We start from the raw sequence: 23,467 nt of genomic DNA on the forward strand, positions 1-23,467 counted from the left end.
GCTAAACCCCTATAAATAGTGAAAGCGACAGATAGGTGACACTTAAATGACGTGAGAAAAACCAAGAATATCATATAGATTTGTGTCAGTAAAAATGAACACAATGAAACAACAAATGCTTAAAGACAATTTAGTATACCAAAGAAAGTTAAAAGGCTATACTCAAGAAGAACTTTCAGATTTAACAACTGTTGCTGTTCGTACCATTCAACGCATCGAAAAAGGAGAAGTGAAGCCTCATCTACAAACCATAAAATTATTAGCTGTGGGCTTAGATATAGAAGTTGATAAATTATTGGTACTTGATAACCCTAATGAAGAAGTTATAAAAAGACAATGGATGTTGTTGCTTCATGGATCTCCCTTTTTTGGACTCATTATTCCTTTTGGTAATGTGCTTATTCCATTATTTATTTGGATAAGTAAAGCAGATGATAATAAAGTTTATGACAAACATGGTCGTGCCGTGATAAACTTTCATTGTACAATTAACCTATTATTAATTGTCTCTTTGCTGTTGTTTTTTGTCTTCCCTGGATTTAACTTTTTTGGTACTGGAGCTGTCTTTCTCTTCGGTGTTTTTTTCAGTATTAAAAATATGATGTCTGCGATGAATAATCATACATTTTACTACCCATTATCCATACCTTTTTTAAAGATTAAAGGATAATCTCAACATTAATTTAATTCAATTTCATAACTAATATCACATTAGTTACATCACCTTATATCTTCATATTATGAAAACATTAGTGTCAAAATACCCAACAATTTCTAGATTTTTATTAGCAATACTGTTATATGGATCTGCCCTTTTTCTTAGCGGAATTATTGACACCCCATTTTTTAAACGCTATTTTCCATTTACATCAGTTCTATTATTATTAATTGCTACTTGGATTCTCTTTAAGACAGATAATAAATCGCTTAAGGACTTAGGTTTAAATCTCTCTTTAAGGACTATTTCGTTTTTGCCTTTAGGAGTCCTAATTGGAGCAGCAGCATTTGTTTTAGCCAAATTTTGTAGAGGATTATATACTGGCGAAAGTATTGAATTAACCACTTCTGAGATTAATTATAATACTATTTTGTATGGTTTTTATACGATTTTACCTGCCGTCGTTATAGAAGAGCTATTATTTAGAGGCTATGCTTTTAAAAAAACTATAGAGACTACTAACATAGTTATAGCAAACATTATCTTCGGAGTTTTGTTTATGCTTGTACATATTTTGGATAGGAATATCATGCAAAATATGGGGATGGTGATTTTTTTAGCTATTTGCATACCTGTTGGTCATTTATTGTTTGCTACTGCTTTGGTGAAATCTAAAACCTTATTTTTTCCAATAGGTATTCATCTAGGAAACAATTGGGCAACAAGGCATCTGTTAACTAAAAACAATAATGGAGACAGTATTTTGTTTATTCCCGACACTGTATCTTTTGAGACCTGGACGCCATTTATTATGGTAATTATAATTTTCAATGGGGTCTTTCTATTTGTGACGTATTTAATTTGGAAATGGAATGATTTTCCATCCTTCAAAAAAAAGAAATAATTAGCTTTTTTTTAGATTTAAATTTTGAAGATTAAACTCAAAATATGCTATATAAACCACTTTTGTGTTTTTTAGTTTTTGAGGTGATGATAAAATTCAGTGAAATCGATTTTAAGATGTTTTTTAGGCGATTTAATGGCTTTTTGAGTAATTAACAAATGTTGATAATTATTGTATTCATTCTTTAAAAAGCTTTTAAAAAGCCCTGTTATTTTGTATCTTTGTTAGTGTTCGAAAATGATGCATAAAGTGTCATTTTTTTATGCATTAAAATGAACTTAATTTTATTCAAAAATAATGAGCGAAGAAAATAAAAATCAGTATTCAGCCGATAGTATTCAGGCTTTAGAAGGAATGGAGCATGTGCGTATGCGTCCTTCGATGTATATTGGAGATGTTGGAGTAAGAGGATTACACCATTTAGTATACGAAGTTGTTGATAATTCAATCGATGAAGCTTTAGCTGGACACTGCGATAATATAACAGTTACAATAAATGAAGATAACTCGATAACAACTGAAGATGATGGTCGTGGTATCCCTGTTGGATTACACAAAAAAGAAGGGGTTTCAGCTTTAGAAGTTGTAATGACTAAAATCGGTGCTGGTGGTAAATTTGATAAAGATTCTTATAAAGTATCTGGTGGATTACATGGTGTTGGTGTAAGTTGTGTTAACGCACTTTCAGAACATTTAAAAGCTACAGTTCACCGAGAAGGAAAAATTTGGGAACAAGAATATGAACGAGGTAAAGCACTATATCCTGTTAAAACAGTTGGTGATTCTGATAAAAATGGTACTACAGTAACATTTAAGCCAGACCCAACAATTTTTACACAAACTTTAGAATACAGCTACGATACGTTAGCAAGTAGACTACGCGAACTAGCTTACCTTAACAAAGGAATTACTATTCATTTAGTGGATAGAAGACATAAAAATGAAGAAGGTGAGTTTGAAGGGGAAACCTTTCACTCTCAAGAAGGTCTCAAAGAGTTTATTAAGTTCCTTGATGGAAATCGTGAGCCATTAATGAGAGAGGTCATTGCTTTCGAAGGAGAAAAGAATGGTGTTCCAGTAGAAGTCGCTATGATTTATAATACATCGTATGCTGAAAATTTACACTCCTACGTAAATAATATTAATACTCATGAAGGTGGTACTCATTTATCAGGTTTTAGAAGAGGTTTGACACATACATTAAAGAAGTATGCTGATGCATCTGGAATGTTAGATAAATTAAAGTTCGATATTCAAGGTGATGACTTCCGTGAAGGTTTAACAGCTATTATCTCGGTCAAGGTTGCAGAACCTCAATTTGAAGGACAAACTAAAACTAAATTAGGAAACAGAGAAGTATCTGCATCTGTAAGTCAGGCAGTTTCTGAAATGTTAACAGATTATCTTGAAGAACATCCTGATGATGCTAAAACCATAGTTCAAAAGGTAATTCTTGCAGCTCAAGCTCGTCATGCAGCTCAGAAAGCACGTGATATGGTGCAGCGTAAAACTGTAATGAGTATTGGAGGTTTGCCAGGTAAATTAAGTGACTGCTCAGAGCAAGATCCTGCAAAATGCGAAGTTTTTCTTGTCGAGGGAGATTCGGCAGGTGGTACGGCCAAACAAGGACGTGATCGTAAATTTCAAGCCATTCTGCCACTACGTGGTAAAATTTTGAATGTTGAAAAAGCCATGACTCATAAAGTGTTTGAGAATGAAGAAATCAAGAACATCTTTACAGCACTTGGAGTTACCATCGGTACAGAAGAAGATAGTAAGGCTCTTAACTTATCTAAATTAAGATATCATAAAGTTGTTATAATGTGTGATGCTGATATTGATGGTAGTCATATTGCAACATTGATATTAACCTTCTTTTTCAGATACATGAAAGAATTGATTGAAAATGGTCATATTTATATTGCAACACCTCCACTTTATTTAGTAAAGAAAGGTGCTAAAAAGCAATATGCATGGAGCGATAAAGAACGTGATGAGATTGTTGAAACTTTTGGAGATGGTTCCAAAATTCAACGTTATAAAGGTCTTGGTGAGATGAATGCAGAGCAATTATGGGATACAACTATGAATCCTGAATATAGAACTATGCGTTTGGTACAGATCGATAATGGAGGTGAGGCCGATCGTATCTTCTCAATGTTAATGGGAGATGAAGTGCCACCACGTCGTGAATTTATTGAAAAGAATGCCATTTATGCAAATATTGATGCATAATCATGCAACTTAGTTTTTAACTAAGTAATAACCCTTAATACTAAAGCAATTACGTAATTAAACGTGGTTGCTTTTTTATTTCTATAAAATACCGATTAAGTACATGTTTTAACGATTAAATGCGTTTGTTTTGATTTTTTCGTTACATTTATCATAAACTAAAACCCTTGCATATTATGAAAAAGCTTATAGTCTTATGCCTTGTGTTGTTATCTTTTTACAATTCTAAGTCGCAAGAATTAGAAACGATTCTTTTGGCCGCAGATGATGCTAGTTTGCTCACAGAAAACTATTTAAATCCAGGAATGAAAGGCCTGATGTATAGTATGAATGGTGGTTGGTATACCACTGCGAAAACTCATAAAAAATTTGGATTTGATATTATAATAAATGCAAATGCTTCTTTTGTACCAACAGCAGAACAAATGTTTGCGTTTTTGCCAAATGATTATTCATTTTTATCATTACCCAATGGAGAAACATCATTAAACACGGTAATGAGTGAGAATGATTCAGAAACAGAGATTGACATAAGTATACCAACAGATAATGGTAATTTTAAAGTGGCTAGCTTTGATATGCCTGGCGGTATTACAGAAGATTTACCAATTAATGCTGTTCCAACTCCAATGGTGCAACTAGGGTTTGGATTACCTTATAAAACTGATATTAAACTTAGACTGGTTCCGAAATTGAATTTTGATGATAGTGTTGAGGCTAATCTTATTGGTGTTGGATTGCAACACGATTTAATGCAATATTTTGGTCCTTTAGAAAAATTGCCTTTGCACGTTTCTGTATTAGCTGCTTTTACAAACATGACAGTTGCTTATGAAATTAATGATGAAAACCCTGATGATGAAGTCTCAGTAAATAATGGAGAAGCTGAATTTAAAATGAATACATGGACATTACAAGCACTTGCTTCTCTAGATTTTAAAATCATCACGCTCTATGGAAGTTTAGGGTATAATAGTGGTAAAACTACTGCTAAAATGAAAGGAGATTATATCTTAACTTATGATGTTGAAGATACTAATGGTAATGTGATCGGAACAATAGATGAATCCATTAGTAACCCTATAAATTTGGATTTTGAAGCCAATGGAATGAGAGCAACTTTAGGCACACGTTTAAATATTGGGTTTTTTAAAATTTTTGCCGACTATACTTTTCAAGAATATAATACGGCTTCTGCTGGAATAGCTTTCAGTTTTAGATGAGATTTCAGAATAAATAAAGAAGAAGTCAAGTATTCAGAAAATTCTTATATTGCCCCCTTTATAAACTTAATACTATATCTACAAAATGAAAAAAAACCTATTATTTATTGGTATACTTATGCTTTTATTTGGTTGTTCTAGCGATTCAGATGAAAGTGGTGAATGTGGCGTTGTAACTTTGACAGGTGTTACCCAAGATGGCAGTACGCTAATTTTTACATATCAAGCGCAGACTACTTTTAACTATTATGAAATTGGATACGACCAGACAGCTAGCATTAATAATGGAGGTCAGGGAGAGCTTTTTTTTAATGATAGGTTTACAACAACAGATATGTCTACAACTAGCATTGATGACGATGATTTAAATTTTTATGCAGAAAATAACCAAACTCTTAGTTTTTATATTAGAGCACAATGTGAAAATGGTGATTTAACATCATGGCAAGGTCCAATTGTTTTACAAGTTCAAGAATATTGTGAAAAACCTTATGATTTGAATGCTTCGGGATCAGGTCCTGGGTTTTATTGGGATTATTATTACAATAATGGTGATGCATCCTATTTTCAGGTAGAGTATGGGTTGCAAGGGTTTACTTTAGGAACTGGAACCCAAATCACGACCAATGACGAATATACTTTCGATGCTATGATGGCACAAGGAAATACATATGATTTTTATGTAAGAGCATTATGTGAAAACAATTTGGGATTTAGTGGATGGGCAGGTCCTGTTAGCGCTTATGCAGAAGAAGATTATAATTTATGTTCACCTCCTTCAAATGTACTTTCTCAAATTGAATATAACTTTTTTGGAGACCCAGTTGGTGTATTGTTTCAATGGGACTTAAATGGAGAGACTTCTTTTGAACATGTTCTTGTTCCTGATGGAGCAAATCCAGATACAGGATCAATTAACACTTCTGATGGTAGTGGTTGGCCACTTTATAATCAAGGAATTTTTCTAAATACACCCTACGATTTTTATATTAGAGCTGTATGTATCGATGGATCAAGAACCGAATGGGTTGGTCCAAAAAATGTATATATAAGTGGTTAATATAAATCATATTGGATGAATTAGAAAGCGTGAGATTTTATCTTGCGCTTTTTTCGTTAGCCTCTTAAAAATTCGTAATTTTGCACTCTCAATTAACAACACAATTTTAATTTATAATAAAAGTATTCAAATGAAAGTAACAGTAGTTGGAGCAGGAGCAGTAGGTGCAAGTTGTGCCGAATATATCGCAATTAAAGATTTTGCAAGTGAAGTCGTATTATTAGATATTAAAGAAGGTTTTGCCGAAGGTAAAGCGATGGATTTAATGCAAACAGCTTCATTAAATGGTTTTGATACAACATTAACAGGTGTCACTAACGATTACTCTAAAACAGCAAATAGTGATATTTGTGTCATTACATCAGGAATTCCTAGAAAACCTGGAATGACTCGTGAAGAACTTATAGGTATCAATGCAGGAATTGTTAAATCTGTATCGTCAAGCTTAATCGAACATTCTCCTAATACAATCATTATTGTTGTGAGTAATCCAATGGATACCATGACTTATTTAGTGCATAAAACTACAGATTTGCCTAAAAATCGTATCATCGGAATGGGAGGCGCTTTAGATTCTGCACGTTTTAAGTACCGATTAGCGGAAGCATTAGGCGCTCCAATTAGCGATGTAGATGGAATGGTTATAGGTGGTCATAGTGATAAAGGAATGGTGCCATTAACAGCTCATGCTACAAGAAATAGTATAAAAGTGTCTGAGTTTCTATCAGATGAGCGCTTAAATCAAGTTAAAGAAGATACTAAAGTTGGCGGTGCAACATTGACTAAATTACTAGGAACTTCTGCTTGGTACGCTCCTGGTGCTGCAGTAAGCGGATTAGTTCAAGCTATAGCTTGTGACCAAAAGAAAATGTTCCCTTGTTCTACATTGTTAGAAGGTGAGTATGGATTAAACGATCTTTGTATTGGAGTTCCCGTTATTTTAGGTCGTAACGGTATTGAAGAGATTGTAAAGATTGATTTAAGTGATGCAGAAGAAGCACATTTAAAAGAAAGTGCTGCTGGTGTACAAAAAACTAACGGCTTATTAGAATTATAATTCTAATGCTTTTTAAATATATTTAAGGCTGTCATTTATATGGTAGCCTTTTTTAATTTAATAATTTATGAAATATATCTTTTTTATTAGTGCTTTATTGTTTTTATCCTGCGGAAATGGAACTTCAAAACCCAATCGTCTTCTTATTTACGAATTTGAAAACCCTGAAAGTGTTTCTACAAACGCTATGCAAGGTACCATAGAAACTTTAAACATGCGTCTAGGTGTTTTATCTTCAAATTATGAAGTTAAACTCAATAATAAGCAACAAATTGAAGTCCGCTTAAATTCAGAGGATAACCAAGATTATTTAAATTCTATGTTAACAAATCAAGGCAAGCTAGAGTTTTGGGAAGTTATAAAAGCAAGCGAACTGTCAACATTTATAATGGAAGCTAATGAAGCGTTAAAAAAAGAAAATGATTCGATAAATCCATTATATGATTTGATACAATCTCATAGTCTAGCTTATGGGCAAGGCTTATTTTCTGTTGCTGTTAAAGACACATCGCTTATGCGCCAATACTTAAATTCAAAAGAAGTGAGATTATTAACGCCTTCTAAGTTTCGGCATTCTAAATTTCTTTTTGGGATTCCAAATTTAGAGGATCATGTTCCATTATATTTGGTTAAGACACCACCTAACGGACAAGCATTGGTAAATGAGACTCACATTATTGATGCGAGTCAAATCGAAAATTATATTGGCAAACCATGCGTAAGTGTTAAAATGAATCAAATTGGTTCGAATAGATGGGAACGAATGACAGGAATGGCTTATCAGAATCAATCTCAAATTGCGATTACTTTAAATGACCTTGTGTATACTGCGCCTACAGCATCTCAAGGTGCTATAAAAGGTGGTAATACTGAAATTTCTGGTAATTTCACTTTGAGGGAGGCTAAGGATTTAGCTCTGATATTGAGTACTCATCAACGTATTCCTAAGCTAAAGTTCGTCAATGCTTCAGCTATAACCGATTAACAGTAAGCTTTAATTCGTTATTTTTTATATATTTGGCGCATGAAGCCAAAATGGTATTTAGGGATTCTTATTATTGCGTTAGCCTTACTAGGCAGTTTTGCTAGTAAAGAACATGCGCATGTACCTAATCAAGAAATTGTACTTCAATTTTCTTCAGAAGACGTATCACCACATGATGCGCAAAACGCGATTACCATTATTAAAAGGCAATTAGAAACTGCTGGTGTAGCAGATGTTAAGGTTCAAAAACTTCAAGAAGGTCAGTTGAAAATTAGTTACTACAGCACTTCGGATGTTGCTAGTATCAAAGCTTTGTTTTCTACAGAAAAAAACTTGGATTTGGGTTATGTGTCTTTTGAGAAAAGTCAAAATGATTCACCATTCGAAGATCAAAGCATCGATTATAACCTTGATGTCTATGAAATACAACAAAGTGAAGATCTTTCCAATTTAGATGGAAAATTAGCTTTAGAAACTAAAACTGAGTACGACCGATTTTTTAACCCTAGCATACCAATATCTGCTGAAATTACAGGTATTAATGTCAAAACTGGTATCGAAAAGGTTGCTTATAAATTTCAAAGAACTGTTGCTATTGCAATAGATAATAATTCGTACAAAATTCCAGAAGTAAGAGCTGGACCTTGTATATAGAGAGTTGGCGAATACTATAAAATTCTCTTTCACTTCCGTTTGATATTGAGCTACTCTTATGCTCATTATTTAAAAAGTAACTTTTATTACCTCGTCTAAAAGTTCAACAAACACATATATAATTATAAAAATGAATTGTCAAATCAATGGTAAATTCTATATTTGCCCGTTGAAAAATTGACCTAAACAATAGAATAATGCAAAACAAAGGATTAGTAAAGCTTTTTGCTCTGTTATTTGGTTTGGTAAGTATTTACCAATTATCATTTACATTCAAAAACAACCAAATCGATGCTGACGCAAAAACATTTGCAGAAAGCAAATTCCAAACACCTGATGAAATTAATGATGCCGAAATCAAGTATTTAGATTCGTTATCAAATGTCGAAGCCTATAATATGGGTATTGCCAGTTTCACTGGTAAAGAAGTAAAAGAAAAGGCCATGAACCTTGGTCTTGATCTTAAAGGAGGATTAAATGTGATTCTTCAAATTTCAGTAAAAGATATCCTCGAAGGATTGTCAAACAAAAGTAAAGACCCAGCATTTAATGCAGCTTTAGTTAAAGCAGAAGAGATTCAAAAAGATGCACAAGAGTCCTATCTTGAGTCATTCTTCACGGCTTGGGATGAATTAAAAGGTGATCAAAAATTAGCATCTCCAGATATTTTTGCAAATAGAGATTTAGATGATGTTATTGATATTACAATGACAGATGCTGACGTAAGAAAGAAATTAGAAGAAAAAGTAGATGAATCTATTGTTTCGGCTTTTGAGGTATTACGTAAACGTATTGACCAGTTTGGTGTAACCTCTCCTAATATTCAGCGTTTAGGAAACTCTGGACGTGTATTAGTAGAGTTGCCAGGCGTTAAAGATGTAAAACGTGCTACCGAATTAATTACTACAACAGCACAATTACAATTTTGGGATGTAGAAAAGCCACAAACAATGGCTGGTTTTTTAACTGCAGCTAATACTGTCCTTAAAAACAAATTAGATGTTGAAGAAACAGAAGTAGCAGAAGCTGAGGTTACTCAAGATTCTACCGATACAGATAGCTTAGTTGATGATTTATTAGGTGAAACAACTACTGATTCTACAGCAACTACAATTGTTAATCCAATTTTTGATTTGGTTGCTCCTGTTCGTAGTTTCGGATTGTTTGCAATTAAATTAGAAGATAAAGAAAAACTGAAGTCTTATTTAGAAATGCCAGAAGTACTTCAGCAACTTCCTGCTGATTTACGAAATACAAAGTTTGCTTTTGGATTACCATCTTTAGATGAAGACACAGGATTAGAAACTGTAGATGTCTACGCACTTAAAGGAAACAGAGAAGATGAACCTGAGTTAAGTGGTGGTGTGGTTACAGATGCAAGGCAAGCTTATAGTCAAACCAATAAGCCTACAGTATCGATGCAGATGAATGCTAAAGGTGCAAAGATTTGGGAAGAAATGACTGGTAGAGCAAATCAAAACCAAAGTCAGATTGCCATTGTATTAGATGATATCGTTTACTCTGCGCCAACGGCTTCTAATGGTGCTATTTCTGGTGGTAATACTGAGATTTCTGGTGACTTTACAGTAAAAGAAGCTGAAGATTTAGCAAACGTATTAAGAGCTGGTAAGTTACCTGCAAGAGCTGAAATTATTCAAGCGGATCAAGTTGGACCTTCTTTAGGAAAAGAAGCAATTGAGAGTGGTACAAAATCATTTTTAATAGCTTTATCTTTAGTATTAATCTGGATGATTCTCTACTACGGAAAAGCGGGTATTTTTGCTGATATCGCTTTATTGTTAAACATCTTATTAATCTTTGGTGTATTATCAGGATTAGGTGCTGTATTAACTTTGCCTGGTTTAGCTGGTATCGTATTAACGATTGGTATGTCGGTAGATGCTAACGTGCTTATTTTTGAACGTATACGTGAAGAGCTAGGTAAAGGTAAATCTCAAAAAGATGCTGTTAAGGACGGGTTTGCAAATGCCTTATCTTCTATTTTGGATGCGAATATTACGACTGGTTTAACGGCCTTAATCTTATTCGTATTTGGTACAGGCCCAATTAAAGGTTTCGCAACTACTTTATTAATTGGTATTGTAACGTCTTTATTTACTGCAATATTTATTACACGTTTATTAGTTGATTGGTATGTGAACAGTGGTAAATCATTAGATTTCTCTACATCAATTACTAAAAATTTATTTAAGAATAATAATATCAATTTCATTGGTAAACGTAAAGTTGCTTATGTGATTTCTGGAATTTTAATTGCAGTATGTTTAGGTTCTTTATTTACTAATAAATTAGATCAAGGTATTGACTTCGTAGGAGGTAGAACATATCAAGTGCGTTTTGATGATGCTGTAAGTTCAGAACAAATAGCTTCAGATTTAACAGATGTATTCAACAGTGTTGAGGTAAAAACTATTGGTAGTGCAAATCAGTTAAAGATTTCTACAAAGTACAAGGTTGATGAAAATTCGGTTGAAGTTGATGAGGAAGTAAAAACAATGCTTTTCAATGGCTTAAAATCATACTTGCCTAACGGACAATCATTCAAAGATTTTTCTGAAGGCAAAGACGATATTGGAATTGTATTATCAAGTAAAGTAAGTCCAACAATTGCTGATGATATTAAAAGAGAATCATTATTAGCAGTATTAGGATCTTTAATTGTGGTATTCTTATATATCTTATTCCGTTTTAAAAGATGGCAGTTCTCATTAGGTGCTGTAGCTGCAGTATTCCATGATGTGATTATTGTATTGGGTATCTTCTCATTATTATACAAATTCATGCCGTTTAGCATGGAAATTGATCAAGCCTTTATCGCAGCTATCTTAACCGTAATTGGTTACTCACTGAATGATACGGTTGTTGTATTTGATAGAATTAGAGAAGTTCTTGCAGAACGTGCAGGATTTAAAGGTGGTGTTAATATTAACTCTGCGATTAACAGTACTTTAAGTAGAACATTAAATACCTCGTTAACAACCTTAGTGGTGTTATTAGCAATGTTCATTTTTGGTGCTGAATCGTTAAGAGGCTTATTATTTGCCTTAATTGTTGGTGTCGTTGTTGGTACATATTCTTCTGTATTTATTGCAACACCATTAATGTATGATACATTAAAGAACAAAGGAATCGCACCTCCAAAAGAGGATGAGGACAAGAAATAATTGTTTATTACTGATAATAAAAAAGCCACTTCTTTTGAAGTGGCTTTTTTATTGCTTATAGTATTTTTTAAATATAAATAGTGGTTTAAAGTTTTTGAAATTCAATGTTATCACCTTTACTAAGCGTCCATAAATCACTTAATCCTGCGTTTACCTCTAAAACATATTTAGCAGGTGCTTCAGATGGTAACGAGGCTTCATTCATTGGTTGTGCATTCTTTTGAATACTTACCACGGTTTTGTCTTCAGCTATATAAATAATATCTAATGGTATTTTTGTGTTTTTCATATAGAAAGAGCGATAGTCTACATTTGGAAAAATGAAAAGCATCCCTTGATTAGTTTGCATATAATCCCTATACATTAACCCAGTTTGTGTCGAATACTCATCATCTGCAATTTCAATGTCTAAAGTCGCTAAAACAGAATCTGTACTCACTTTTTTTAGCTGAAGCTCTCCTTCTTTTTTAAATGAAATTTTAACGGGTTTAACTTCTGTAGATGATCGTTCCTCCTTGCAAGAAGATATCAATATTGTAATTGTCCCAAAAAGCACTATAGTAACTAGCCGTATGGTACTAATTCTAGTCACTAGCTTAGCTTGGATTTCGACTTGTAAATAAACATAAAGTAAAGTCCGATCAATATAAACGGAATACTTAGTAACTGACCTGTATTTAAAGTCCAATCTGCACGCTCCACATTTTGTGCTTCTTTTACAAACTCAACAAAAAATCGAACAGTCCATAATAAGACGAGGAATAAACCAAATAAAAAGCCTTCTTGATCTCCTTTTTTAGTTTTCCAATAGAAATACCAAAGAATTAAAAACACAAGAATGTAGCTGCCTGCTTCATAAAGTTGTGCTGGATGTCTTGGGACTTGCTGTTCTATAGGTAATTGTTTAAATGTAACACCATAATCACTACCTGTTGGTTTACCTATAATTTCAGAATTAATAAAATTCCCTAATCTTACAAATACAGCACCAGAGGCTACAGGAATCACAACACGATCTAAGATCCATAATACGGTTTTTTTAAGTACTTTTTTGTTGTATAAGTACATTGAAATAATCATACCAATTGCTGCGCCATGACTAGCTAATCCTTGAAACCCAGTGAATCGGATGCCGTCTTTAAAACTAAAGGGTAAGAAAATACTAAAAAAATCTTCACTTATAAGTTCGCGTTGGTAGAAAATAACATGGCCTAAGCGTGCACCTAACATAATGCCAACTACTGCATAGATGAAGAGAGAATCTAAAGATTGATTGCTTTGTTGCTCTTTATACCAAATGCGTTTCATGATTTGTAACCCAAGAATAAAAGCAACAATCCACATCACACTGTAATAATGTAACGTGAAGAAACCTAAATCTAATCCTTTGGAAGGATCCCAAACCATATCAAGTGCGAGCATAATATTTATTTTGAGCGATAAAGATAGTATTTATGTATAAATTATAATTGATGTTAAGATAGTTTTAATCTTCTTTTTCTGGAACAGGATCGTAACCTGATTTGCCCCAAGGATGACAGCTAAAAATTCTTTTGAGCGCTAATTTACCACCTTTCCAAAGTCCATGTTTTTCTAGAGCTTCCTTAGAGTAGTGAGAACAAGTGGGTTGAAATCGGCAGCTAGCAGGTGTCAGAGGTGAAATAAGTGTCTGATACACTTTAATCAAAAATAAAAAAGGAGCAATCAGAATCCGTTTCATGATTAATTGGTCGTAAAAGTCGTACCGTCCTTGCCGTCATTTAATTGAATGCCCTTTGCGGCTAATTCATCTCTAATTTTATCTGATAAAGCAAAATCCTTATTGGCTCTAGCTTCTTGTCTTAACTGTATTAATAGCTCAACAGCTCCAGATAATTTATCTGTTCCTGTTTCAGATTTAGAAATATTAACTAACCCCAAAACATCAAATGTAAATTCGTTCATTGTCGTTTTAAGTAACTCTAAATCTTCTGAAGTTAAAGATGCATTACCCGATTTTATTTGATTTATTTGTTTAGACGCTTCAAAAAGATATGCAATAAGAATAGGTGAATTAAAATCATCATTCATTGCATCATAACAATTTTGTCGCCATTCTTGCACATTAAAAGTTGAAGTATCTCCAGCATTTAAGTCATCTAATAGATTAATGGCATCCATCAAGCGAAAGAACCCTTTTTCACTAGCTAATAATCCGTCATCTGTAAGGTCTAAAACACTTCTATATGACGATTGGGCATTAAAAAAACGAATGACACTTGGAGCAAAGGCTTTGCTAAAAAAGGAATTATTACCTGATAATAACTCTCCAGGATTTACAGTGTTTCCTGTAGATTTAGACATACGCTGACCATTTAAATGTAGCATATTGGCATGCATCCAATAATTTACAGGAGCCTGACCTTTAGCGGCTTCACTCTGAGCAATTTCACATTCATGATGTGGGAATTTTAAATCCATTCCACCACCATGAATATCAAAGTTGTTACCTAGATATTTAGTACTCATTGCTGTACATTCTAAATGCCAACCAGGAAAACCATCACTCCATGGTGAAGGCCAACGCATAATGTGTTGAGGTTCAGCACGCTTCCAAAGTGCAAAATCCTGAGGATTCTTTTTATCACTTTGACCATCCAAAGCCCTAGTGTTATGAATTAGGTCTTCTAGCTTACGTTTGCTTAAAATACCATAATCGTTTGTTTCGTTAAACTTGTGAACATCAAAATATACCGAACCATTTACCACATAGGCAAAACCATTATCAATAATTTTTTTTATGAGTTCTATTTGTTCAATAATATGTCCAGTTGCTGTGGGTTCAATGCTTGGAGGTAAAAAATTAAGTGTATTTAAGATGTTATGAAAATCAACGGTATATCGTTGAACAACTTCCATAGGCTCTATTTGTTCTAACCTTGCTTTTTTTGTGATCTTATCTTCGCCTACATCAGCATCATTTTCTAAATGTCCAGCATCTGTAATATTTCTTACGTAGCGTACTTTATAACCCAAATGTTTCAAATAACGAAACACCATATCAAACGACATAAAAGTTCTAACATTACCTAGATGTACATTGCTATACACTGTTGGGCCACAAACATACATTCCAACATAACCTTTTTCTATAGGTTTGAATGTTTCTTTTTTTCCGGTAAGCGTATTATAAATTTGAATCTTTTGCGTTTCGTACAAATGCATAATGTTAACTGTTTGTGATACGATTATGGGTTAAATCTAACTTTTAATAGTCAAATCTAACATTTTATTTGTTCTTCGTAATATAGGAGTCTTAAAAAGTAGTGTCTAACTTTATATAGTCTAAGAATTCTCGTTTAGTCTCTTTGTTTTTGAATTGTCCACCAAATTCTGAAGTGACTGTACTACTATCTACATCTCTAATGCCTCGAGAATTAACACATAAATGTTTCGCATCAATAACGCAAGCAACATCTTTAGTGTTTAATACCTTTTGAAGTTCTTTTACGATTTGAATGGTTAGGCGCTCTTGTACCTGAGGCCGTTTTGCAAAATAATCTACAATACGGTTCATTTTAGATAATCCAACTACGGTTCCATTAGAAATGTAGGCAACATGTGCTTTTCCGACTATAGGTAAAAGATGATGTTCGCAAGTTGAATAGACAGTTATATTCTTTTCAACTAACATTTCACCATATTTATATTTATTGTCAAATGTAGAGGCGCTAGGTTTTTGTTTTGGATCAAGTCCACCAAAAATTTCATTTACGAACATTTTTGCTACTCGATTTGGTGTGCCATTCAAGCTGTCATCATTCAAATCTAAACCTAAGGTTTCCATGATGTGCCTTACATCATCTTTAATAATCTCAATTTTTTCAGAAGATGTTAACTCGAATGCATCATGTCTCAGAGGTGTTTCAGATGAGGTTCCAACATGGTTATCACCAATGTTATCAATATCTTGTATGTCTTTATCTAATTTCATTGCTAGTATTCCGTTGACACGGAAATTTCTTTTTATTAAAAAAATATTCTGTTTAAAACAGATTGCAAAGATAAGCAATAAAAAAAAATGAAAGAATGGTAGGTGTTTTTTAATTTTACTTGTTATATGCCTATAATCGGTGTGTGAATACATGATATCCGATTTAACAGTTTATTTACTAAAATTTTCTTAAATTCCGCATCCTAAAAGAAATTATCATGAACTCAAAATTACTGCTCCCTCTAATGGTGTTTTGTACTTTATTAGTAACACCTTCAATGTTTTCTCAATCTACAAATACTTCAAGAAAACAAACCACAGTTAACTACGATAATAATGTAAATAACCCACTAAACACTAGTGAGTTATCATTAATAAATGAAGTTTATGGGAACAAAGCTACAAGTAATGTTCTAAACATTCCGCAGCGTTTAAAAGACATAAAAAACATTCTTCGTAATAGAGTTGAGGTAAAGCTTATCTCTAACCCAAGAGATCAAAAGGAATGTACTTTATTATCTGAAGTGCCTCTAATGGATTATTATGTTGATAATTTACAACGAGATACCAACTTTAATCCACAAAATTTTAACCCTTTAAAATATTTGTTCAATTATAATTCTTACGGATCACATATGTATAGAGTAGATAATACGAACTACTTCATTATTATCAAATCACAACATAAATAAAATATTAATTAGCCATTTATAATTATTCGCTATGAAAAAAGCATTACTCATAATTTTCACGATATTTTCATTTCATATGTACGCACAAGATGTGCTTATGCAAAACGGAACTGTAAACGCTTGTTCAGGTGTTTTTTATGATTCTGGTGGAGCAGGAGGTGCATATGCAAGTAACGAAAATTTAGTTTTAACTATTTGTCCAGAAAATGCAGGACAATTGGTTCAATTAGATTTTACTGCCTTTAACACTCAATTGGGAGCAGATGTAATGACTATCTATAATGGAGATAGTACAGCAAGTCCAGCATTTGGTACATTTGATGGAGCTAATAACCCTGGTTTTGTTAGTGCTACTGACGATAATGGATCTGGTTGTTTGACGATTCAATTCGTTTCAGATGGTTCAGGAACAACTACAGGTTGGGCTGCAAATATTTCTTGCTTTACACCTTGTCAAACTATTACGTCACAAATAGATACAGCTTCACCTGCCCCAAACGCCGATGGGTACATAAGAGTTTGTCCAAATCAAGAAATTACTTTAACAGGAAGTGGAACTTTTGAAGTTGATGGCACAGGAGCAACTTATGAATGGGATTTAGATAATGGAACTTTTGTCACTGGTCAAACAGCAACATTTTCATATCCTTTACCTGGAGTTTACATTGTTAATTTAAATATTAGAGACACGAATACGGGAACAGACCCATTAGGATGCCCCAATACTAATTTAATTAATCAAGTTATTCAAGTAGCAACTGCTCCAGATTTTACAGGGACTCAAGCTGCAGATGATACTTTGTGTTTTGGAGAAACAACAACTATTGATGGTGTTGTAAATGCAGTACCTTTTGTTAATGATTGTACGCCTCCGGTAAGTGGAACAACATTTTTACCAGATGGTTCTGGAGCTGTATATACAACTTGTATTACGGTTGATTGCTTTGAATCAGATCAATTATTAACCGATCCAAATCAACTATTAGAAATCTGTGTGAATATGGAGCATTCCTATTCTGGAGATTTAGATATTAAGATTATTTCCCCTAATGGTCAAGAAGCTGATTTGTTTGTTCAAGCCGGTGGAGGGACATATTTTGGAGGTGCCAATGATGATAATTCAAATGACCCTGGAGTGGGAGCTGACTACTGTTTTTCGATGTCTGCTTCTGTTCTATTAGCAAATGCAAATACGATTATAGCTGGTACGAATCCACCTAATAATTCTTGGGAGCCTGGGACTTATCTTCCAGTCGAATCATTTAATGAATTGGTAGGAAGTCCACTTAATGGAGATTGGTGTATAGAAATTGTTGATAATCTTTCTATTGATAATGGTTATGTGTTTTCTTGGGGCTTAAACTTTGATCCAAATATTCAACCTCCAGAATTATCATTTACACCAGTAATCACTTCTGAAGCTTGGGATACAGATCCAACAATTACTAATGTGACAGGAAATACAATTACTGTTGCTCCTACAGCTGCTGGAACGTATTGCTATACATACAGAGTTATGGATGATTTTGGTTGTGAGTATACTGAAGAAGTATGTATCACTATGGAAGAAGAGATTCTTGCTGATGTAACTGCTGTTGTAAACCCTATTTGTCAAGGTGATGATGCCGAATTCGCAATAGTTGGTTCACCAAACGCAACAATAAATTACACGATTAATGCTGGCGCAGTGCAAACCTTAACACTGGATGCAGCAGGTAACGCAATAGTCACAATAACTGGCCCAACAGTAGATCAGGTTTTCAACCTTATAGATGCCACAGTTGGTGCTTGTACCGTAACTTTAAATGACACTGAAACTATAACTGTTGGTCAAGTATTTGATACCTCATTTTTTATGACACCAACTTGTGATGGTGGTACTGCAATTGTAACGGGTGATGTAGGAGGTGTTTTTGCATTTGCAGACCCTCAACCTACAGATGGAGCAGTTATTGACCCAGTTACAGGAACCATTACTAATGGTGTTTCTGGAACAACTTACACAGTAGTTTATGAATTTGCTAGCGCATGTAGCCCGGGAGATACCGAAACAGTAACAGTTTTGCCATCTCAAGATGCTAGTTTTACTCTTACTCCAACTTGTGATGGAGCTACAGCTACCATTACTGGGGATACAGGAGGAACATTTACCTTTAATCCGATACCAACAGATGGTGCTGTTATAGATCTTTTAACAGGAACCATTACGAATGGTACTCAAGGAACGACTTATACTGTAGAATATAGTGTGGCTGGAGCATGTCCTACGTCATCAACAGAATCAGTTACAGTATTGCCTTTTGAAGATGCAAGTTTCACATTAACATCAACATGTGAAGGTGCTACAGCTGTAATTTTAGGAGATACTGGAGGGACGTTTGCTTTTAATCCTGTCCCAACAGATGGTGCAACAATAGATCCTAATACTGGATTAATTTCTGGGGTTTCAGGAACAACTTACACTGTTGAATATACCACTTCAGGACCATGCCCAGAGGTGACTAGCGAAAATGTTACGGTATTCCCTGCAGAAGATTCATCTTTTACCTTAACTCCAAGTTGTACAGGAGCTACAGCAATCATTACAGGAGATACTGGAGGTGTATTTACATTTAATCCAGTTCCAACAGATGGTGCTGTTATAGATGCAATTACAGGAGACATTACTAATGCCACTTCAGGTGCGACTTATACTGTAGAATATACAACATCTGGAAACTGTCCGTCTATAACATCTTTAAGCGTTACCGTATTTCCACTAGATGATTCTAGCTTCACAGTTGAGCCAACATGTGATGGCGCTATTGCTACAGTTACTGGTCTTACTGGAGGTGTATTTGCATTTAACCCAGTTCCAACAGATGGTGCTGTTATAGACCCAATTACTGGTGTTGTGACTAATGCTCCATTTGATACAACCTATACTATAGAATATACAACCAATGGTACTTGTCCAACAACAAGTGCTCAAACTTTCACGGTGTTTTCTCAACCTATTGTGATAGCCCCAACGTCTTTAGAGGTTTGTGATGATGGGACTCCAGATGGAATAACGAGTATAGATTTAACGTTAAAGAATGTAGAGGTTACGGGGAATAATCCAAATTATTCGGTGAGTTATCATTTAGATCAGTTTGATGCAGATAATAATTTAAATCCTTTACCGATACCTTATACAAATACAGTCAATGGGCAAATAGTAGTTGTACGTGTTCAAGATATAAATACGGGTTGTTATGATACTACAACATTAGAGCTTATAGTTGAGCAGGCACCAATAGCCAATACTCCGACTGCATTGGAATATTGTGATCCAGACAGTGATGGCTTTGGTGTATTTGATTTAACGAGCAAGGATATAGAGATTACTGGAGGAGATCCAAGTTTAACGGTGAGTTACCATGAGACTATGGCCGATGCTGATAATGATGTGAATCCACTAGTGAGTCCATATAACAATATCGTAGAGGATCAGCAAACGGTTTATGTACGTGTGGAGAGTTCAACCATAGCGACAGATTGCGCTACTATAGTAGAACTTATATTGATAGTCAACCCAACGCCACAGTTAGGGGCAGGTCCAAGTCCATTAGAGATTTGTGATGATTTATCGGCAGATGGTTTTGGACAATTTGATTTAACGAGTAAGGAGGCAGAGATTCTACAGAATTTATCAGATCCAACCTTATATACGGTTACCTATTATGAGACAGAGCTCAATGCAGACACAGGGTCTAATGCAATTTTAAATCCAGCGAATTACACAAATACAACTGCGTTTAATCAAACGATATGGATACGTGTAGAGGATAATGCGACAGGTTGTTATAAGTTAACGACCTTAGAGTTAATAGTTAATGCATTACCAGTATTGTTGCAACCAAGTCCATTAGAGTTATGTGATGATAATAATCCAGGCGACGAGATGGAGTCTTTCATGTTGGAAGATGCTACAGATGAGATATTAAACGGTCAAACAGGGATTAGTTTAACCTATTATGAGACACAGGCAGATGCTGATGCAGGGACGAACCCAATTTCAAGTCCTTATACAAATATTGTGAACCCACAAACGATATTTGTAAGAGCAACCAATGATGTTACAGGCTGTTTTGTAAGCACTACAGCGAGCATATTACTTAGAGTAAATCCAATACCATCACCAACAGCTCCGATGGATTTAGAGGTTTGTGATGAGGACAATGATGGTTTTGCAAGTTTTGATTTAGAGGAACGAACATTAGAGGTTATAGGAGGAGAATTGGACACAGCGGTGACTTATCATGAGACTCAGGCAGATGCAGAGAGTGGCGATAATGCGTTATCAAGTCCGTACACGAATATAGTAGAGACCGAGCAAACGATTTACATCAGACTGACCAATACGGTTACAGGTTGTTATAATGCCACAGCGACCTTAACGATTCGCGTATTAGAATCACCAGAGGTTCCAGTAGATATAGAAGACTATGTAATTTGTGATACAAATGCAGATGGTATCGCTCAGTTTGATTTGAGTATAAAAGATGCAGAGATTTTAGGAGGTCAATCGGATGTGACATTAACTTATCATGTAACCCAGGCAGATGCCGAAACAGGCAACAATCCAATAGCTAATGTTGGGAACTATACTAATACGAGTAATCCACAAACGATTTATGTGCGATTGGAGAGTGTAGTCAATGGTTGTGTAGATACAGGGGAATTTGAGATTCGAGTAGAGCTTCCACCAGTAGGAGTACAACCAAGTCCATTAGAGTTATGTGATGATGAGATAGCCGATGAGATTACGGTATTTGATTTGAGTGTAAAGGATAATGAAATCACAGGAGGTGAGGCAAGTTGGAGTGTGAGTTATTATGAGACACAGGCAGATGCTGATGCGCAGATGAATGCTGTAGATGCAGAGAGTTATACCAATACTTCAGTAGGAGGAGCGCCAGCAAACCCACAAACACTTTATGTAGTAGTTACCGATACCGATACAGGTTGTACTGATCAGGTTACTTTGACAATACGAGTGCTTCCAAACCCAACCCCAACAACGGTATTACCAGAGCTTATCCTTTGTGATGATATCAATCCAGGGGATATGGAAGAGGTATTTGATTTAACGACCAATGAAGTTTTATTACTTAATGGCGAAGTAGGAGTTACACCGACCTATCATGAGACAGAGGAAGATGCAGAAGATGGTGTTAATGCGATAGCTGACCCAACGATGTATACCAATACTAGTACACCACAGGAGATTTATGTACGTGTGACTAATGATATTACAGGATGTTATACGATAGTAAGCTTTACCCTTATTGTTAATCCGTTACCGGATGTTGTTGCAGTTACAGATTTTATAGCCTGTGAGCTTAATAATGATGGGTTCTATGATTTTGATTTAACGATGAAGGATGCTGAAGTACTAAATGGTCAAGATCCAGCGTTATTTACAGTAAGCTATCATGCTACTCAGGCAGATGCTGATGATTTAATGAATGCACTAGTGAGTCCATATACGAATGTAACTAACCCACAACAGATTTTTGTGGCTATTACTAATAATGATACAGGCTGTTCAATAAGTACACCGAGCTTTAATGTAGAGGTTCAAGAGGCAGCAGAGGCTAATAGTGATATGGAGGCTATTGTTTATGAGATTTGTGATGATCAGATGGATGATGATAATGATCCGACCAATAATAGTGCACAGTTTGATTTGACGACACAGAATGATTTTATACTTGATGGACAAGATCCAGCGAATTATATAGTGAGTTATTATGCGAGTGAGGCGGATGCAGAGTTAGGAGTTAACCCATTACCATTTTTGTATGAGAACTTAGTGAATCCTCAAGTAATATGGGCACGAGTTGATAATGACACTCCAGATGGAGCGGGTATGGATACATCGATATGTTATGCAGTGGCATCATTGACCTTACAGGTTAATCCATTGCCAGTGTTTGATTTAGAGGACAGTTATATTCTGTGTGTGGATACTAATGGGACAGAGGTGTTAAATGACTTGATCTTAGATACAGGATTGAGTACACCAACTTATAGTTTTACCTGGTTTTTAAATGGAACAGAGATCACAGGAGCTACCCAGGGGAGTTATATGCCGAGTGAAGGCGGAACTTATAGTGTGACTGTAGTTGATGTGAGTAGTTCACCAAATACGATGTGTGAGAGTAGTGATAGTACGGAGGTGATAGAGAGTGATCCACCAGAGGTGACAGCTACGGTAACTACAGATGCTTTTGCAGATACACATGTGATAGAGGTTAGTGTAGAAGGTGTTGGTGATTATGAGTATAGTTTAGATGATGGGCCGTGGCAGGATGAGAATATTTTTGTAGATGTATCTATAGGAGATCATGTGGTAACTGCTCGAGATAAGAATGGATGTGGAGAGGCAAGTGATACAGTCACAGTGATGGATTATCCAAAATTCTTTACTCCAAATGGAGATGGCTATCATGATACATGGAACATTAGCGCAATAAATAGTCAACCAAGCGCAAAAATTTATATATTTGACAGATATGGAAAGTTACTCAAACAACTTAGTCCAACAGGAGCAGGTTGGGATGGAACCTATCAAGGGAATCTAATGCCAACGAGCGACTACTGGTTTGTAGTAGAGTATAATGAACCTAATACTGGCGACCGTAAAGAATTTAAAGCCCATTTTACCCTGAAAAGATAAAGGGAAATAACAAATTAAAACATAAAAGCCGTGTATCATGCATGGCTTTTATGTTTTAATATAATTTGTAAAATAGAAAAGGGAGATTTCTTTGTTTGATTATAAATCGTGGAAAAGCTATAATAGCTTTTTGTA

General features: G+C 34.8%; 16 protein-coding genes. 11 read left to right on the plus strand and 5 right to left on the minus strand.

The features are described 5' to 3' along the window. The first annotated feature begins 103 nt into the window (after positions 1-103). The 9 genes from ACTU6T_RS11475 to secDF all read left to right on the plus strand — a co-directional run bounded on the left by ACTU6T_RS11475 (position 104) and on the right by secDF (position 11,961). Positions 104-670 (plus strand): magnetosome magnetite crystal formation protein family, encoded by a 567-nt coding sequence (locus tag ACTU6T_RS11475; protein WP_460218336.1) that lies wholly within the window; start codon positions 104-106, stop codon positions 668-670. Positions 671-740: 70 nt separating this feature from the next. Beyond that, the gene (locus ACTU6T_RS11480) at positions 741-1,562 is read left to right on the plus strand and encodes a CPBP family intramembrane glutamic endopeptidase (protein ID WP_460218337.1); all 822 of its coding nucleotides are present in this window, start codon (positions 741-743) and stop codon (positions 1,560-1,562) included. A gap of 297 nt (positions 1,563-1,859) precedes the next feature. Next, entirely contained in the window at positions 1,860-3,797 is a 1,938-nt protein-coding gene (gyrB, locus tag ACTU6T_RS11485) for a DNA topoisomerase (ATP-hydrolyzing) subunit B (RefSeq protein WP_460218338.1), read from the plus strand. Positions 3,798-3,973: 176 nt separating this feature from the next. Beyond that, on the plus strand, positions 3,974-5,020 hold the full coding sequence (locus ACTU6T_RS11490; protein ID WP_460218339.1) for a DUF6588 family protein: 1,047 nt from the start codon (positions 3,974-3,976) through the stop codon (positions 5,018-5,020). An 85-nt stretch (positions 5,021-5,105) separates the two neighbouring features. Further along, positions 5,106-6,080 carry a hypothetical protein gene (locus ACTU6T_RS11495; protein WP_460218340.1) on the plus strand — a complete coding sequence of 325 codons (975 nt, stop codon included), beginning with the start codon at positions 5,106-5,108 and terminating at the stop codon, positions 6,078-6,080. 130 nt (positions 6,081-6,210) lie between these two features. Further along, positions 6,211-7,137 carry a malate dehydrogenase gene (gene mdh, locus ACTU6T_RS11500; protein WP_460218341.1) on the plus strand — a complete coding sequence of 309 codons (927 nt, stop codon included), beginning with the start codon at positions 6,211-6,213 and terminating at the stop codon, positions 7,135-7,137. Positions 7,138-7,204: 67 nt separating this feature from the next. Further along, positions 7,205-8,122, plus strand: coding sequence for a SecDF P1 head subdomain-containing protein (locus ACTU6T_RS11505; protein WP_460218342.1), 918 nt, complete (start codon positions 7,205-7,207; stop codon positions 8,120-8,122). A gap of 39 nt (positions 8,123-8,161) precedes the next feature. Beyond that, positions 8,162-8,776, plus strand: coding sequence for a hypothetical protein (locus ACTU6T_RS11510; protein WP_460218343.1), 615 nt, complete (start codon positions 8,162-8,164; stop codon positions 8,774-8,776). A gap of 197 nt (positions 8,777-8,973) precedes the next feature. Then, complete coding sequence (gene secDF, locus ACTU6T_RS11515) at positions 8,974-11,961, plus strand: protein translocase subunit SecDF (RefSeq protein ID WP_460218344.1); 2,988 nt, start codon at positions 8,974-8,976, stop codon at positions 11,959-11,961. 85 nt (positions 11,962-12,046) lie between these two features. On the opposite strand, the gene ACTU6T_RS11520 is transcribed toward secDF, so the two are convergent. From ACTU6T_RS11520 to folE, 5 genes are all read right to left on the minus strand, one after another. Continuing rightward, the gene (locus tag ACTU6T_RS11520) at positions 12,047-12,553 is read right to left on the minus strand and encodes a DUF192 domain-containing protein (protein WP_460218345.1); all 507 of its coding nucleotides are present in this window, start codon (positions 12,551-12,553) and stop codon (positions 12,047-12,049) included. Next, entirely contained in the window at positions 12,553-13,383 is an 831-nt protein-coding gene (gene lgt / locus ACTU6T_RS11525; RefSeq protein ID WP_460218346.1) for a prolipoprotein diacylglyceryl transferase, read from the minus strand. The genes ACTU6T_RS11520 and lgt overlap by 1 nt, the downstream gene beginning before the upstream one ends. Before the next feature lie 64 nt (positions 13,384-13,447). Continuing rightward, positions 13,448-13,681: a membrane protein insertion efficiency factor YidD gene (yidD, locus tag ACTU6T_RS11530; RefSeq protein ID WP_460218347.1), complete on the minus strand. Its 234-nt coding sequence runs from the start codon at positions 13,679-13,681 to the stop codon at positions 13,448-13,450. 2 nt (positions 13,682-13,683) lie between these two features. Beyond that, positions 13,684-15,165 carry a cysteine--tRNA ligase gene (gene cysS / locus ACTU6T_RS11535; protein WP_460218348.1) on the minus strand — a complete coding sequence of 494 codons (1,482 nt, stop codon included), beginning with the start codon at positions 15,163-15,165 and terminating at the stop codon, positions 13,684-13,686. A 91-nt stretch (positions 15,166-15,256) separates the two neighbouring features. Beyond that, positions 15,257-15,934 carry a GTP cyclohydrolase I FolE gene (gene folE, locus ACTU6T_RS11540; protein WP_460218349.1) on the minus strand — a complete coding sequence of 226 codons (678 nt, stop codon included), beginning with the start codon at positions 15,932-15,934 and terminating at the stop codon, positions 15,257-15,259. Between the two features lie 218 nt (positions 15,935-16,152). Between folE and ACTU6T_RS11545 the strand changes: the two genes are divergently transcribed. Both ACTU6T_RS11545 and ACTU6T_RS11550 read left to right on the plus strand, forming a co-directional pair. After that, positions 16,153-16,626 carry a hypothetical protein gene (locus tag ACTU6T_RS11545; protein ID WP_460218350.1) on the plus strand — a complete coding sequence of 158 codons (474 nt, stop codon included), beginning with the start codon at positions 16,153-16,155 and terminating at the stop codon, positions 16,624-16,626. 31 nt (positions 16,627-16,657) lie between these two features. Continuing rightward, positions 16,658-23,332, plus strand: a complete 6,675-nt coding sequence (locus tag ACTU6T_RS11550) for a T9SS type B sorting domain-containing protein (RefSeq protein WP_460218351.1) — start codon at positions 16,658-16,660, stop codon at positions 23,330-23,332. Positions 23,333-23,467: the final 135 nt, after the last annotated feature.

This window comes from Psychroserpens citreus (genome assembly GCF_055686305.1).

What these genes read in the sequence shown, in the direction of transcription:
- ACTU6T_RS11475 (WP_460218336.1), top strand. Translation starts at nt 104, where the DNA reads ATGAAACAACAAATGCTTAAAGACAATTTAGTATACCAAAGAAAGTTA.
- ACTU6T_RS11480 (WP_460218337.1), top strand. Translation starts at nt 741, where the DNA reads ATGAAAACATTAGTGTCAAAATACCCAACAATTTCTAGATTTTTATTA.
- gyrB (WP_460218338.1), top strand. Translation starts at nt 1,860, where the DNA reads ATGAGCGAAGAAAATAAAAATCAGTATTCAGCCGATAGTATTCAGGCT.
- ACTU6T_RS11490 (WP_460218339.1), top strand. Translation starts at nt 3,974, where the DNA reads ATGAAAAAGCTTATAGTCTTATGCCTTGTGTTGTTATCTTTTTACAAT.
- ACTU6T_RS11495 (WP_460218340.1), top strand. Translation starts at nt 5,106, where the DNA reads ATGAAAAAAAACCTATTATTTATTGGTATACTTATGCTTTTATTTGGT.
- mdh (WP_460218341.1), top strand. Translation starts at nt 6,211, where the DNA reads ATGAAAGTAACAGTAGTTGGAGCAGGAGCAGTAGGTGCAAGTTGTGCC.
- ACTU6T_RS11505 (WP_460218342.1), top strand. Translation starts at nt 7,205, where the DNA reads ATGAAATATATCTTTTTTATTAGTGCTTTATTGTTTTTATCCTGCGGA.
- ACTU6T_RS11510 (WP_460218343.1), top strand. Translation starts at nt 8,162, where the DNA reads ATGAAGCCAAAATGGTATTTAGGGATTCTTATTATTGCGTTAGCCTTA.
- secDF (WP_460218344.1), top strand. Translation starts at nt 8,974, where the DNA reads ATGCAAAACAAAGGATTAGTAAAGCTTTTTGCTCTGTTATTTGGTTTG.
- lgt (WP_460218346.1), bottom strand. Translation starts at nt 13,383, where the DNA reads ATGCTCGCACTTGATATGGTTTGGGATCCTTCCAAAGGATTAGATTTA.
- yidD (WP_460218347.1), bottom strand. Translation starts at nt 13,681, where the DNA reads ATGAAACGGATTCTGATTGCTCCTTTTTTATTTTTGATTAAAGTGTAT.
- cysS (WP_460218348.1), bottom strand. Translation starts at nt 15,165, where the DNA reads ATGCATTTGTACGAAACGCAAAAGATTCAAATTTATAATACGCTTACC.
- folE (WP_460218349.1), bottom strand. Translation starts at nt 15,934, where the DNA reads ATGAAATTAGATAAAGACATACAAGATATTGATAACATTGGTGATAAC.
- ACTU6T_RS11545 (WP_460218350.1), top strand. Translation starts at nt 16,153, where the DNA reads ATGAACTCAAAATTACTGCTCCCTCTAATGGTGTTTTGTACTTTATTA.
- ACTU6T_RS11550 (WP_460218351.1), top strand. Translation starts at nt 16,658, where the DNA reads ATGAAAAAAGCATTACTCATAATTTTCACGATATTTTCATTTCATATG.